This window comes from Mitsuokella jalaludinii, from assembly GCF_928722185.1.
GTDB classification, from domain to species: Bacteria; Bacillota; Negativicutes; order Selenomonadales; family Selenomonadaceae; genus Mitsuokella; species Mitsuokella jalaludinii.
On sequence record NZ_CAKMXA010000001.1, the window covers coordinates 266,919 to 281,565 of the forward strand.

Here is a 14,647-nt window from a genome sequence, read left to right on the forward strand (position 1 = left end):
TAGAGATAGACAGAGAGGTTTTCACCATGTTATTATCCGATTTTGATTACGACCTGCCAGAAGAGCGCATCGCCCAGGTTCCGATCGAGCCGCGCAACGCCTCGCGCCTCATGGTCCTCGACCCCGTAGAGAAGACCATCGAGCACCGCCACTTCTACGACCTCAAGGAGTACCTCGAGCCCGGCGACACCCTGATCTTTAACGACACGCGCGTCATGCCGGCCCGCCTCATCGGTCACCGCGACCAGACGGGCGGCAAAGTCGAAGTCTTCCTCTTGCGCCGCCTTGACGCCAACCACTGGGAGACGCTCGTCAAGCCCGGTAAGAAAGCCAAGCCAGGCAACGTCATCCGCTTCGGCGCGGAGCTCTCGTGCACCGTCACCGAACACACCGACTTCGGCGGCCGCATCGTCGAGTTCCACTACGATGGCATCTTCGAGGAGATCCTCGACCGCCTCGGCGAGACGCCGCTGCCGCCCTACATCCACGAGAAACTCGAGGACAAGGAGCGCTACCAGACCGTCTACAACCGCGAGGAGGGCTCCGCCGCCGCCCCGACCGCCGGCCTGCACTTCACCAAAGAGCAGATGCAGGAACTGCGCGAGATGGGCGTCAACCTCGGCTTCGTCACCCTGCACGTCGGCCTCGGCACCTTCCGCCCCGTCAGCGTCGACAACATCGAAGAGCACGAGATGCACAAAGAGTACTACTGCATCCCCGACGAGACCGCCAAGCTCATCATGGAGACCAAGAAGGCCGGCCACCGCGTCATCGCCGTCGGCACGACGAGCATCCGCACCCTCGAGTCCGCCGCCACCGCCAAAAACGAGATCGCCGGCAAGAGCGGCTGGACCGGCATCTTCATCTACCCCGGCTACGACTTCAAGATCGTCGACGCCATCATCACCAACTTCCACCTGCCAAAATCCACCCTCATCATGCTCATCAGCGCCTTCGCCGGCCGCAACTTCATCCTCAGCGCCTACAAGACCGCCGTCGAACAGAAGTACCGCTTCTTCTCCTTCGGCGACGCCATGTTCATCCAGCGCCCCCAGCCCCTCGCCGAGCGCACGGAAGAGCTCAAAGAGCTCGAAGCCCTCGACCGCCAGCGCGAGGCCGAGAAAAAAGAATAGGGCAACAGAAAAGCCTTCCCATGCATGGCACGGGAGGGCTTTTTGTGGGATACGTCCTGTTTTTGCCTGCCTGCCTTGCCATTCTTAGCACAAAGTGTTAAACTAATAGCGTATATCTAGCATCGATTACAAAAATATAAAAACAAGGGGTTTTAGAATCATGAAGTACAGCCTTCCGGCTTTCACCATCACGGCGCTCCTGCTGTCTGGCAGTGCCGTTTTTGCCGCGCCTGCAGCTCCGACGGCCGCGGACGTCGCGGCGCAGACGGCTGCGGGCACGCTCGCGGCTCCTGCGGCGCCGACACGCGTATCCAAGTCCAGCCAGGCCTCCGTGCAGGCAGAGCCGTCCGCCGTCCGCGGGCAGGCTGCCACTGATGACGCGGATGACAGCGCGCGCTACGTCGAGTCCAAGGAGATGTTCAAGACGGCATCCCTGCGCCACACGACCGTCTCGCCGAGCTACCGCCTCTTCCGCGGCGACACGCTGAGCATCCTCGCCGTCGGCTTTCCCGATGGCATCGGCATCAACAGCCTGACCGTCGGCCTCGACGGCTACGTCCAGCTGCCGTACGTCGGCAGCGTCAAGATGGAAGGCCTGACGCTCGACGAGGCCAAGGCCGTCCTCATGGACTCTCTGACCCAGTACCTGCGCATCCCGGACCTCTCGCTCGTCATCACGAGCTACGGCCCGCGCAAAGTCTACGTCATGGGCGAGGTCAACAAGCCCGGCGTCCAGACCATGGCCATCGACAACATGAACGCCTACGCCGCACTCGCCACCGCGGGCGGCTGGGCGCGCAAGGGCCGCAGCACCCGCATCCAGATCATGCGCGTCGTTGACGGCACCATGTACTACCGCACGCTCAACATGAAAGCCTACACCGTCCGCCACGACCTCACCCAGAACGTCGAGATCGAGGACGGCGACATCCTCTACGTCCCGCGCTCCAACGGCATCAAGCTCGACACCGACGTCCTGCCGTACATCAACGCCTGGGCGCTCTACAAGAACCTGACCGACTGATACGTGGGGGACGATGGCCGTGCTGGGTGCCGATGGGGGAGCGCACCCGGCAGCTGCCGTACCTGAGACATATGATATTGGGGGAATATCACAATTGGAAAAAATCATTCGACTGGCCAATAAGACCAGGGTCAGGAGCGCGCGCTATGCCCGCTACCTGTACCCGGTCCTGTTCATCCTGCTGGACTACATCGCCATCTTACTGGCCGAGCAGGAGGCACTGGGCCTTCATCACCTGATCGACACCGACATTGCGCCGTACGCCATCGCGCCGAAGTACTTCTACCTCTGGGTCCCGATGATCTTCATCCTGTTCCTCGGGCAGTCGCACGCCTACCGGCAGATGCATTCCATCCTCGACTCCACGCGCGACATCTTCTTTGCCGTGCTCTACGGCTTCATGGCCTGCCTGCTCATCATCTACTTCTCGGCGGCAGGCGCCCACACGTCGCGCCTCTTTGTCGGACTCTTCATCGTTCTCCTCGTGCCGAACCTCTACCTCATCCGCTACCTCGCCAAGAAATTCATCAAGAAGTGCCACCTGTTCTACGAGCCAGTCATCCTCGTCGGCGCGGGCAAGACAGCCGAGCGCGTCCTGCGCTACTACCGGAATGACCTCGGCTACCGCTACGACATCGTCGGACTCATCGACGACAACCCGCTCTCGCAAAAAGTCGCCTCGCACTTCCTGCTCTACGGCAAAGTCGCCGACGCCGAGGCCATCATCCGCGATTCCGGCGTCCAGAACGTCATCATCACCGCACCGGGCATGCACCGCGACCAGCTGCAGGACCTCATCTCCAAGATACAGCCCTACGTGCGCGACATCTCCTTCGCGCCCGACCTCATCGGCACCCCGATGCTCGGCGCCGAGGCCGAAGTCCTCTTCAGCGAAGAAGTCCTCATGCTCCACATGCGGAACAATCTCGTACGCCGCCGCAACCGCATCATCAAGCGCGTCTTCGACCTCATCTGCACGACCGTCGGCAGCATCCTCATTTCACCAATCCTCCTCGTGCTGACCATCATGGTCGCCATCAGCAACAAGGGCCACGTCATCTTCGCGCACCAGCGCGTCGGCCGCAATGGGGAGCTCTTCCCGTGCTACAAGTTCCAGACCATGATCCCGAACGCACAGGAAGCCCTGAAGAAATACCTCGCTGAGAATCCCGAGGCCCGCAAGGAGTGGGAGGAGAACTTTAAGCTCGAGCACGACCCGCGCGTCACGAAGCTCGGCGCCTTCCTCCGCAAGACCAGCCTCGACGAGCTGCCGCAGCTATGGAATGTCATCAAGGGCGACATGAGCCTCGTCGGCCCGCGCCCTATCGTCACCAAAGAGATCGAGCGCTACGGCGACTACTTCCGCGAGTACAGCATGGTCCTGCCCGGCATCACCGGCATGTGGCAGGCCAGCGGCCGCAGCGACACCACCTACGAAGAGCGCGTCGCCATGGACACCTGGTACGTCCGCAACTGGTCCGTCTGGATCGACCTCATGTACCTCTTCAAGACCGTCAAAGCCGTCGCCTTCGGTAAAGGCGCCTATTGAGTATGAGCCATTGATACGAATTCATTATCATTCATAGATAAAGGAGTGGACCCCTTGGATTTAGAGAAAGAAGAAAGCATTGACCTCGGCAAGCTCTGGCAGGTCACGAAGGAACACAAGAAAGTCGTCGGCGGCATCATCGTCGGCTGCACAGCCATCGCGACGATCACCGCCTTTGTCCTGCCGAAGCAGTACGAGTCGACGACCCTCGTGCAGACGCGCAGCACCAGCAAGGAGATAGGCGGCCGGGCAGCGGCTATGCTCGCCGCTGCGACGGGCAGCAGCACGGCGAGCCCGACCAACAACTACATGGAGCTCATGAAGAGCCGCACCGTCCTCGACCCGATCATCGACGAGCTCTACGAGGGCAAAGACCCCGAGAAGAAGCCGGATGCCGCAGGCTTTGCCAAGTCGAACCTCGACATCAAGAACACGAAGGGCACGAACCTCATCACCGTCACCGCCAAGGGCAAGACCCCGGAAGAAGCCCAGCAGATTTCCAAGGAAGTTGTCGACAACTTCCTGACCATGCAGACGAACAACAGCCAGCAGACCCAGAGCCTGCTCGTCCAGTTCCTTAACGGCCGCATCGAAGAGGCCAAGCAGGACTCCGACGACGCCGCCCAGAAGTTCGCCGACTTCTCGCGCGAGCACAAGCTCTACAGCCCCGACGACCAGCTTAAGGCAGCCATCACCCAGGTCTCCGCCTACGACAAGTCCATCGCCGACCTCCAGAGCCAGCAGAAAGCCGCCCAGGCCCAGTACGACGTCGCCACGAACAAGCTCGGCCAGCAGAAGTCCGGCTCCAAGGCCTACAACATCAACGACAACGGCACTGTCCAGAGCATCCGCGGCCAGATCGTCGCCAAGGAAGTCGAGCTCGTCGGCCTGCGCCAGAAGTACACCGATAACAACCCGACCGTCATCGCTGCCCAGCAACAGCTCAATCAGTTGCAGGGCGACCTCTCCCGTGAAGTCAGCGCCGTCGTCGACTCCAGCGCCGCCAGCCTTAACTCCGCCCAGATGGAGCTCCTCAAGAACCAGGCCGTAGCTGAAGCCTCCATCGGCGCCGCCAAGGCCAGCGAAGACGCCGTTCGCGCGAAGAAAGACGAGATCGAGCAGGACATCAGCAAATACCCCGACGAGATGGTCACCTACATCCAGCTCAAGAGCGACGCCGAGATCAAGAAGACCATCTACACCAACCTCGTCCAGCAGTGCGAGCAGAACAAGATCCAGGAAGCCATGGAGTCCATGGACATCCAGGTCATCGACGAAGCCAACCTGCCCGATGAAGACAAACCGAGTTTTCCACGAAAGAAACTCATAGCTGCTATCGGCCTCGCCCTCGGCTGCATCCTCGCCTTCGGCTACAGCCTCGTCATGTACAAGCGTGAAGCGTAAACCCAATCGATATGATACAGGAAGGCGGTGCAAATGATAAAAGTTCTTCATGTTGGTGAATACGTTCAAGGTGGTGTGGCTACTTATATCAGTACCCTTATCAATCATCCAGAATTTCCTGATGTAGATGATTATTTGATTTGTGCTGATAAAAATAGCGAGACGAAGTGGAAAATACCGGCTGATCATATCCAGTATTATTCGTATCATCGAAGCCTTATGCAGATCCCTAAGGCTATGTTTGCGATTCGCAAGGCAATCAAGCAGATAAAGCCAGATGTTGTCTATTGCCATAGTACATGGGCAGGCCTTTTTGTTCGTTTTCCAATGCTTTTTTTAGGGAAACCTTGCCGTGTTATTTACAATGCACATGGATGGGCATTTCTTAGAGATACTGCAGAGTGGAAACGAAAGATATATGCAGGAATCGAGAGAATCTTACAGGGGAAAACGGATCGCATCATCAATGTCTCAAAGTACGAATACAATGCTGCAATACGTTATGGCTTAAAGAAAGTTAATCAGACTGTCATCTATAGTGGAATCTCACGTGAGAAGGGAAAGATTGATTCTCGAGTAAAACTTCCCTTAGGGAAAATTAATCTTCTTTTTGTAGGCAGATTTGACCCCCAAAAAGGGCTAGATCTCTTATTGAAGGCATTTAATTCTTGCCATCGTCAGGATTTGCATTTAACTGTAATCGGCGATAACGTTGTTGGTGGTGGAATAAAGATTGAGAAGAAAAATACGGATCGGGTAACTTTTTTAGGCTGGATTCCTCATGACAAGCTGGCAAGCTATTATAATGCCTGCGATGTTGTTGTTATGCCATCCCGTTGGGAGGCGTTTGGTCTTGTGGCAATCGAAGCAATGAAATACGGAAGGGCCGTAATCGTCAGTGACCGAGGTGCGTTACCAGAACTCATCGAAAATGGGAAAAATGGATTCGTATTTAAATTTGAAGAGATTGAGCAGTTGATTGGAATCTTAGAAAAGATAAGTTTGGATGATTTGCGGGTAATCTCTTCTTTTAATAAAAAGGAATTTAGTAATAAATATCAAGATAAGTTTGTCAAGATGAGTACCTATCAATTGTACCAGAATTGATAAGTAGGATGGATTTACAATCTAAGTGCAACAGCTCCTAGACAACCAAATTAAAATGACACATAGACTTCTTTGCTATAATGGTGTTTGAAGAGAACTACCTATAACAAAAGGAGAGCCTATGTGCTACTACACACATCTTACACCATTTGAGCGAGAAAAGATACTCTTTTTTCTTGCTGAGGGCAAATCCATCACGGAGATTGCCCGTCTGCTGAAGCGCAGCAAGTCGACCATCTCGCGTGAGCTTCGCCGCAATGCGGCTCCAGCTGGCATATTGCCCCGTTGACTGCACAAGCACTCTACAAGCAACGCAGGGAAGCCTGTCATCCGCATAAGCGCCTTGAGCATGCACCTCTGCACTCCTATATCCAAATCTGCATCCTGGAGTCCCGCTGGTCGCCAGGGGAGATTGTCGGACGGATCCAGTTGGAGCATGGCTGCCGTCTCGTCAGCGTTCCGACGATCTACCGCGCTATCCACGCAGGACTTCTGAACCCGCCAGGAGCTTCAGCGAAGTTCGTACTTCGGAAACTACGGCATCACGGGATGATGTTCTACTTTCCTGCTCCGCACCATCCATGGGAGCGCGGAAGCAACGAAAACACCAATGGCCTTCTACGGGAGTTCTTCCCGAAAGGCAAGGACATCACGGATACGCCGGAGGATTACATCCAACGGAAGTACTATGAGCTGAACCTGCGTCCTAGGAAGTGTCTTGGCTACAAAATACCATATGAGGTCTATTTCTCAAAGGTGTTGCACTTAACTCGACAATTCACCGAATTAATAAATCATGGGGGTTATGATGAAGTATACAGTTTCAGATATAAGAAATAAATCAATGACGAAAGGGAAAAAGGATAGTGCAAAGAATGATATAATTGCTTTTTATATAGGAAGGCCCCTAAGCTATTTACTTACAATACCTTGCTTGTATTTGAAGATACAGCCTAATACAGTATCTTTCGTATCATTATTCTTTCCAATAATGGCATTTATATCGGCATATATTGCTCAAAACTTTCTTGGTTATCTGATGTCATGGGTGTTTTTGTTCATATGGAATCTTCTGGATGGTGTAGATGGGAATATAGCGCGATACACAAAAAATTTTTCTAAAATTGGATCTTTATGGGATGCGACAAGTGGCTATTTTGCTATGTTCTTTACGTATAGTACATTTGGTTTACTTGCGTACAAGGAGACAGAAATTGTTGACTATTTGATACTTGGTTTTCTTTCAGGGATGGCTTGCATAATGCCTAGATTGATTATGCATAAGAAATTGAATGAATCCAATGAAAAAAATAATGAGCTAAAAGATAAAGCCCATTATAGCCTTATGAAGGTTATTGCCTTGAATCTGACATCTGTTTCAGGTGGAGCACAGTTTTTAGCATTGATTGCATTGCTCATCGGAATGATACAGCTATATACAGGTGTTTACTTTTTTTTCAATACAGTAATTATGGTTATTTCGATGTATAAGTTGCTGAGGGTGTAATAAGAAAGATGGGGGTTCTACTAATGAACAGTGAAAATAAAAAGATAAGTATTATAGTACCCGTATATAACGTAGAATCTTATCTTCCACAATGCATTGAATCAATTTTAAAACAGACATATCAAAATCTTGAGATTATACTTGTCAATGATGGATCTACAGACAATTCTTTATCTATATGTAAAAGGTATCAAGAACAAGATTCTCGTGTACAAGTATTGCATAAGGAAAATGGTGGCTTAAGTGATGCTAGAAATGCAGGATTAGATATTGCTACTGGCGAATATATTGGCTTCGTGGATAGTGATGATTTCATAGACTTGGATATGTATGAAATCTTATATACAAATGCTGAGAAATATGATGCAGATATCTCAATGTGCTGGTCTAAGGATTTTCCGTCAAAACGAAAATGTACTTTCTCATCGAAAGTCGAGGTTTTAGATACAAAAGAAAGTGTGATAAAGAAAATATATTTATCTCGCCGAACCGCAATGGCTATTTGTCTTAAATTATTTAAAAGAGAAATTTTTGATAATATAAGATTTAAGAAAGGGATTACGACAGAAGATGGCGAGATTTTCCTATCTTTAGTAAAGAAAATTGATAGAATGGTCATTCAAGATAATGCAAAATATAACTATAGACAGAGAGATAATAGTATCACACATCAAAGGGCTTATTCGAAAAAAATCTTAGATCTGACAAGGATATATGAACAAAATGAAATGAGAATAAAACGAGAGTATAATGGACTTGACGAAGTTGCTGCATATAAAAAATGGTGGGCATATCGTGATACGATATTGAGATTAGGAAAAGTGATTCCATGCGAGGAACAAAAAGAGGAAATAAATAATGTGCAAAAAAAAATAAGAAATGGATTTTACGCTTTTATGTCTAATCCTTATATGACAGTTGCGCAAAAGGTCGCAACGGTTGTTGCTATGTTTTCCAGCCGTTTATATGTACTTCTTAGATCATAAAAAATTATGATAATGATAATATAGAAGGTGAGACTGTGAATTTTTGGATAGGATATTATCTTTTCTCGCTTGCTGCATTACTTTTTACAATTTTTTCTCCTAAATATACTAAAGTGGTGTTAGCTATATACTTGTTTTCTATTTGGTTCATAGGAGCATTCCGCTATATGTATGGTGCTGATTATTACATGTATGAGCTCCTATTTGAATCGGGTAATGCAGATGCAGTTTTGTTCTCCGCTCCATCGATTGAGCCTACCTTCTATATGATGGTTGATTTATACAACGAACTAGGTCTATCATATCAGGCTATGTTTGTGACATATGAAACTATCATACTCTTTTTCTTCTATAAAGGACTTGACGTTTTTTTTCAGACTGGTCGACAAAGGTTAATGATGACTTTGTTATATGCGACAACAACACTTACTGGTGGATACTTTTTCGGATTGAACGGTATGAGACAAGCAGCTGCCATGAGTATCTTGTTCTTTGCATCAAAATATGTTTTATCTCATGATCTTAAGAGATTTATTATATTTTTCACTATTTCTGTATTGTTCCACTATTCAGCAGTACTATTTTTCCCTATTTATTTCCTATCAAGGAAAAAGATACCATCTACATGTGCAATCATAGGTGTACTATTATCATTCTGTTTGACAATTACTGGTGTTACACAACGTATATTTTTTTCTGTAGTATCTACGTTAGCAACTATTTATGGTAAATATGAAGGTCAAATTGATTTGCTTAATGTGGATGCTGGGACATTTCCCCCTAGTTCGCTCTTTACACTGATTGTTTTTTTGTTTATATTATTTCTATACTACCGTGATAAAATTTTTAATAAAGATGATTGTGAAATCAGTACATATTTATATAATGCGAGTGTTGTGTATGTTTGTTTTAGAACCCTTATGAGTTTTGTAGTTGAAGGCTCCAATGTAGCGGCCATTATTCATCGATTTGAAATATATTTTTTGTTTCTCTTTTTCGCATTTATTGTATATGTATTGCGCGTAAGACGATTGTATTTACAAGTTGGATTTTTGCTTGTTTGGATTTTAGTATTTGGTATAGTCAATTTAAAATCTTTTTATAATGGAATATATGATCCATTGATAACAATCCCACCTTCGGTTGCTACCGATAAGGTAGAGGATCAGTTTAATTTTGAATTATTTAGATAATACATATCTAAGTGAATAATGTTCAACAGTATAATAGTAAAGGATATGAAGAAGATGAATATCGCGATTATTATTGCAGGTGGATCTGGCAAACGTATGGGGCAAGATATTCCTAAACAGTTTATAAATGTTTATGATAAACCTGTTTTGTTTTATACGCTAGAGAGCTTTCAAAAACATCCTCAGATTGATGCAATTGAAGTTGTTTGTATCGCAGGTTGGGAAAGTGTTGTAATGGCTTATGCGCAACAATTTAATATAACCAAGTTGAAATGGATAATCAAAGGTGGAAACAGTGGCCAGGAATCAATCCGAAATGGTGTTTATTATTTAGAAAATATTGCAAATCCTGATGACCTTATTGTAATTCACGATGGTATACGTCCATTAGTTGAAGATGCTGTGTTAACTGATGTGCTATTGGTAGCTAAAAAATATGGTAATGCGGTAACATCAATGCCATATAACGAGCAAATTTTTGTTGTAGATAAGGATGATGAAGGAACCACAACTCAATATATTCCTCGAGAAACATTACGCCGTGTCTCAACGCCGCAGGCATATCGATTTGACTTACTTGATGCTAAGTATCATGAAGCATTTGAAAAGCAAATAGGAATTTATGGATCATCATATACAAATACCATGATGGTGGAGTTAGGTGTAAGATTATATTTCGCATCTGGCTCTGACAAGAATATAAAATTAACCACTAAGGATGATTTGGAGATATTTAAGTCCTATTTGAAGATAGATAAAGATAATTGGCTGAAATAGTAAGGAGACTGTGTTATGGATATCATTAATAATCCACTATTTAAAGATGACGTAAGTAAAGTTGCTTCGCAAGGCCTACCTTGGGAGAAACTGCATGATAAATCAATTCTTATTTCTGGAGCTACAGGGTTGATAGGTTCATTCTTAGTTGATGTAATTATGAATAAGAACCTATATGATACGTTAAACTGTAGAATTTACGCATTAGGCCGCAATGAAAAAAAAGCGTATAATAGATTCCAATTATTTTGGAATAGCCCTTTGTTTACCTTCATTTCATATGACATAAATGAAAAAATGAAGTGTCATGATTTTTCAAAGGTGGATTATGTGCTACATTTAGCTAGTAATACACATCCTATGGCGTATGCAACAGACCCAATTGGAACTATTACAACAAATGTTATAGGGTTAAAAAATATGCTCGATTTTTGTGTAGATAAATCTGTGATTCGTTTTGCATTTGCTTCTTCGAATGAAATTTATGGCCAGAATCGTGGGGATGTAGAGAAATTCAAAGAAGACTATTGCGGTTATATTGATTGTAATACAATGCGAGCGGGATATCCAGAAAGTAAACGTTGTGGAGAGGCACTCTGTCAAGCATATATCAAGCAAAAGAATCTAGATATCGTTATTCCTCGTCTGACACGCTCGTATGGCCCTACAATGTTAATGAGTGATACAAAAGCGATTAGTCAATTTATTCGTAAGGCGATTTCCGATGAAGATATTGTTCTAAAGAGTGCAGGAAATCAATATTATTCTTACACATATGTTGCAGATGCGGTATCTGGATTGTTAACAGTACTATTCTTGGGGAAATCTGGAGAGGCATATAACATCTCTGATGATGCATCTAACATAAGGTTAAAGGATCTTGCAAGTCTTATAGCTGGATATTGTAATAAAAAAGTTGTTTTCGAGGTACCTAAGATGCTGGAAAAAGAGGGGTATAGCTTGGCTACAAAAGCTCTATTAGACAATACTAAGATTCAGGGGTTAGGATGGAGACCGTCATATTCAATCAAAGATGGAATCAAGCGCACTATTGATATTTTGCAAGAAACAAGAAATAAGTAATCTTTAATACAGCTATTTACAGCTTTTTGAGGGATGGATTTACAATCTAAGTGCAACAGCTCCTAGACAACCAAATTAAAATGACACATAGACTTCTTTGCTATAATGGTGTTTGAAGAGAACTACCTATAACAAAAGGAGAGCCTATGTGCCACTACACACATCTTACACCATTTGAGCGAGAAAAGATACTCTTTTTTCTTGCTGAGGGCAAATCCATCACGGAGATTGCCCATCTGCTGAACCGGAGCAAGTCGACCATCTCGCGTGAGCTTCTCCGCAATGCGGCCCCTGCGGACCAGCCTATGTCGTACTGCCCGTTGACCGCGCAAGCGCTCTACAAGCAGCGCAGGAAAGCCTGTCGTCCGCATAAGCGGCTGGAGTATGCACCACTTCATTCCTACATCCAGATCTGTATCCTGGCGTACCACTGGTCGCCAGAGGAGATTGTCGGACGGATCCAGTTGGAGCATGGCTGCCGTCTCGTCAGCGTTCCGACGATCTACCGCGCTATCCACGCAGGACTGCTGAACCCGCCAGGAGCTTCAGCGAAGTTCGTACTTCGGAAACTACGGCATCATGGGAAACGGCGTCACAAGAAAGGCAACGAAGAACATCGTGGCAAGTTCGTCATATCGCACCCCATCGAGGATCGTCCTGCCAGTGCGACGAACCGTTCCGTCCGTGGTCACTGGGAAGCGGATACGGTGGTGGGTAAGCAAGGAAAGGCCTGCCTCGTCACGCTGGTGGACCGGAAGAGCCGGTACTTGCTTGGTGGAAAGGCCGCGAGCAAGACTGCCGCTGCCGTCAACAAGGTGATGTGTGAAGCACTCTCGGGGCAGCCGCATCTTTCGGTCACGCCAGATCGCGGAAAGGAATTCTCGAAACATGCTCAACTCAGCAAGGAACTGAAGCGTGTGACGTTCTACTTTCCTGCTCCGCACCATCCATGGGAGCGCGGGACCAACGAGAATACCAATGGGCTTCTGCGGGAGTTCTTCCCGAAAGGCAAGGACATCACGGATACGCCAGAGGATTACATCCAACGGAAGTACCATGAGTTGAACCTGCGCCCTAGGAAGTGCCTTGGCTACAAAACACCATATGAGGTCTATTTCTCAAAGGTGTTGCACTTAGCTTGACAATTCGCCGGTATAATAAAATCGCATAGCCTCCTAACGGTGTATGATGAAATCGCTAAACAATAGCTAGGCTGTCTGATGATGAGCTGGTCAGTCCTCCATGAAAATGCGGGAAAGCAGTAGGTCTACCATGTCGCAGTGCCACTTGGTTATGTCATGAGTAATGACGAAGTATCAAGCTGACGTTTGATAAGGTAAAATATATTTCGCAAATTCAATTTCATAAAAAATAGACATAGTCTATTGCCGCTAGTACAATTAAGTTACCACACCAAATTCGTAAGGAGGCAATAGACCATGTCTGGTAACATTATACAACTTAACGAGGATCTTATAAAGAATAATTTAAAGGATCTTGTACGCGACAGCGTAGAAGAAACACTGAATGCCCTGCTCGACCATGAGGCGGACGAGCTTGTCCGTGCTGGCAAGTATGAGCGGACGGGAGACCGTAAGGGCTACCGTTCCGGTCATTACGAGCGGAATTTCGGCACGACTTCCGGTGAAGTCAAGTTGCGCGTGCCCAAACTCAAGGGCATCCAGTTCGAGACGGCCATCATCTAACGCTACAAACGCCGTGAATGCTCGGTCGAGGAAGCCCTTATTGAGATGTACCTTGCCGGCGTATCCGTGCGCCGTATCGAAGATATCACCGAAACGCTTTGGGGCACGAAGGTCTCTTCGGGTACCATCAGCAACCTCAACCAGAAGGCGTACAAGCACATCAAAGAATGGCGTCAGCGTCCTTTTAACGGGCGAATACCCATACGTTTACGTCGACGGCATTTACCTCAAGCGCTGCTGGGGTGGTGAGATTCAGAATGTATCCGTTTTGGTCGCTATTGGCGTCAATAAAGACGGGTTCCGTGAGATTCTCGGAGCAGCAGAAGGCATGAAAGAAGACAGGGAAAGCTGGTTGAACTTCTTCACCTGGCTCAAAGGCCGTGGCCTTGCAGGTGTGCGTCTCATTATCGGCGATAAATGCCTTGGCACGCTGGAAAGCATCCCCGTGGTCTTTCCTGAAGCCAAATACCAGCGCTGCACGGTCCATTTTTACCGGAATGTCTTCACGGTGACGCCAAAGACTATTTTCCTACCGAACACTGGAGTCGGATCCGCACGAATAACTTGACGGAACGAGTAAATCGCGAGATACGCCGCCGTACAAGGGCCATTGGTGCATTTCCTGACGGCAACAGTGCGCTGATGCTCGTCTGTGCCAGACTTCGCCATGTTGCCGCCTCAGAATGGGGCTCGAAGCGCTATATGGACATGGAACATCTATTCAAGATGAACATTGAGCAGCCAGCTGACGAGGAAAATCCATACATTTGATGCCGATATTTACTGGCGGATGAAATGAATTTGCGAAAGAATCTTGACACTACCTATTATTATAATGTCTTTTGGAGTATGATAAGTGCCCATTGCAGAAAAATCTATCGAATAGGTACATCTATGGCGCATTCATAACGAGCTCGTTGCCGGGAGTACATCACTAATCTGTCGAGCGATGCATCCTTCGCTTTGATAGGAACCACTGCAATAGGGAAGCGCGCCGACGGACTTCCTCCAAAGCCAACTTGGGCTATATGAAACTATGCAAGTAAATGGCGCGTTGATTTTACTGTAGATAGTAAAAAATCGTTGGGAGTCTAATAAGTACCACTTGCTCGATATATAATGCGATTAGCGCATAGCCCTCCCTTTTTAACAGCTTAGTTTGCTGATCTTATTATACA

The 14,647-nt window shown here is 47.4% G+C and carries 11 protein-coding genes and 2 pseudogenes; all 13 read left to right on the top strand.

The annotated features are described in order from the left end of the window. The first annotated feature begins 26 nt into the window (after nt 1-26). Complete coding sequence (queA, locus tag QDI87_RS01320; protein WP_278742035.1) at nt 27-1,133, top strand: tRNA preQ1(34) S-adenosylmethionine ribosyltransferase-isomerase QueA; 1,107 nt, start codon at nt 27-29, stop codon at nt 1,131-1,133. Nucleotides 1,134-1,293: 160 nt separating this feature from the next. Further along, complete coding sequence (locus QDI87_RS01325) at nt 1,294-2,157, top strand: polysaccharide biosynthesis/export family protein (RefSeq protein WP_278742036.1); 864 nt, start codon at nt 1,294-1,296, stop codon at nt 2,155-2,157. 94 nt (nt 2,158-2,251) lie between these two features. Then, a complete protein-coding gene (wbaP, locus tag QDI87_RS01330) occupies nt 2,252-3,706 on the top strand; it encodes an undecaprenyl-phosphate galactose phosphotransferase WbaP (RefSeq protein ID WP_341460081.1) in 1,455 nt (484 codons plus the stop codon). Nucleotides 3,707-3,760: 54 nt separating this feature from the next. Further along, complete coding sequence (locus QDI87_RS01335) at nt 3,761-5,110, top strand: GumC family protein (protein ID WP_278742037.1); 1,350 nt, start codon at nt 3,761-3,763, stop codon at nt 5,108-5,110. 33 nt (nt 5,111-5,143) lie between these two features. Further along, a complete protein-coding gene (locus QDI87_RS01340; RefSeq protein ID WP_278742038.1) occupies nt 5,144-6,217 on the top strand; it encodes a glycosyltransferase in 1,074 nt (357 codons plus the stop codon). A 121-nt stretch (nt 6,218-6,338) separates the two neighbouring features. After that, nucleotides 6,339-6,985: pseudogene (locus QDI87_RS11735) on the top strand (transposase); the annotation flags it as partial. A gap of 37 nt (nt 6,986-7,022) precedes the next feature. Then, a complete protein-coding gene (locus QDI87_RS01355; RefSeq protein WP_278742040.1) occupies nt 7,023-7,724 on the top strand; it encodes a CDP-alcohol phosphatidyltransferase family protein in 702 nt (233 codons plus the stop codon). 23 nt (nt 7,725-7,747) lie between these two features. Then, nucleotides 7,748-8,710 (top strand): glycosyltransferase, encoded by a 963-nt coding sequence (locus tag QDI87_RS01360; RefSeq protein ID WP_278742042.1) that lies wholly within the window; start codon nt 7,748-7,750, stop codon nt 8,708-8,710. A 35-nt stretch (nt 8,711-8,745) separates the two neighbouring features. After that, nucleotides 8,746-9,903 (top strand): EpsG family protein, encoded by a 1,158-nt coding sequence (locus QDI87_RS01365; RefSeq protein WP_278742043.1) that lies wholly within the window; start codon nt 8,746-8,748, stop codon nt 9,901-9,903. 54 nt (nt 9,904-9,957) lie between these two features. Continuing rightward, the gene (locus QDI87_RS01370) at nt 9,958-10,680 is read left to right on the top strand and encodes an IspD/TarI family cytidylyltransferase (RefSeq protein WP_278742045.1); all 723 of its coding nucleotides are present in this window, start codon (nt 9,958-9,960) and stop codon (nt 10,678-10,680) included. A gap of 15 nt (nt 10,681-10,695) precedes the next feature. Next, nucleotides 10,696-11,763: an NAD-dependent epimerase/dehydratase family protein gene (locus QDI87_RS01375; RefSeq protein ID WP_278742046.1), complete on the top strand. Its 1,068-nt coding sequence runs from the start codon at nt 10,696-10,698 to the stop codon at nt 11,761-11,763. A gap of 146 nt (nt 11,764-11,909) precedes the next feature. Further along, nucleotides 11,910-12,905, top strand: coding sequence for an IS30 family transposase (locus QDI87_RS01380; RefSeq protein WP_055159828.1), 996 nt, complete (start codon nt 11,910-11,912; stop codon nt 12,903-12,905). A gap of 297 nt (nt 12,906-13,202) precedes the next feature. Further along, a pseudogene (locus tag QDI87_RS01385) lies at nt 13,203-14,240 on the top strand (IS256 family transposase). Nucleotides 14,241-14,647 lie beyond the last annotated feature (407 nt).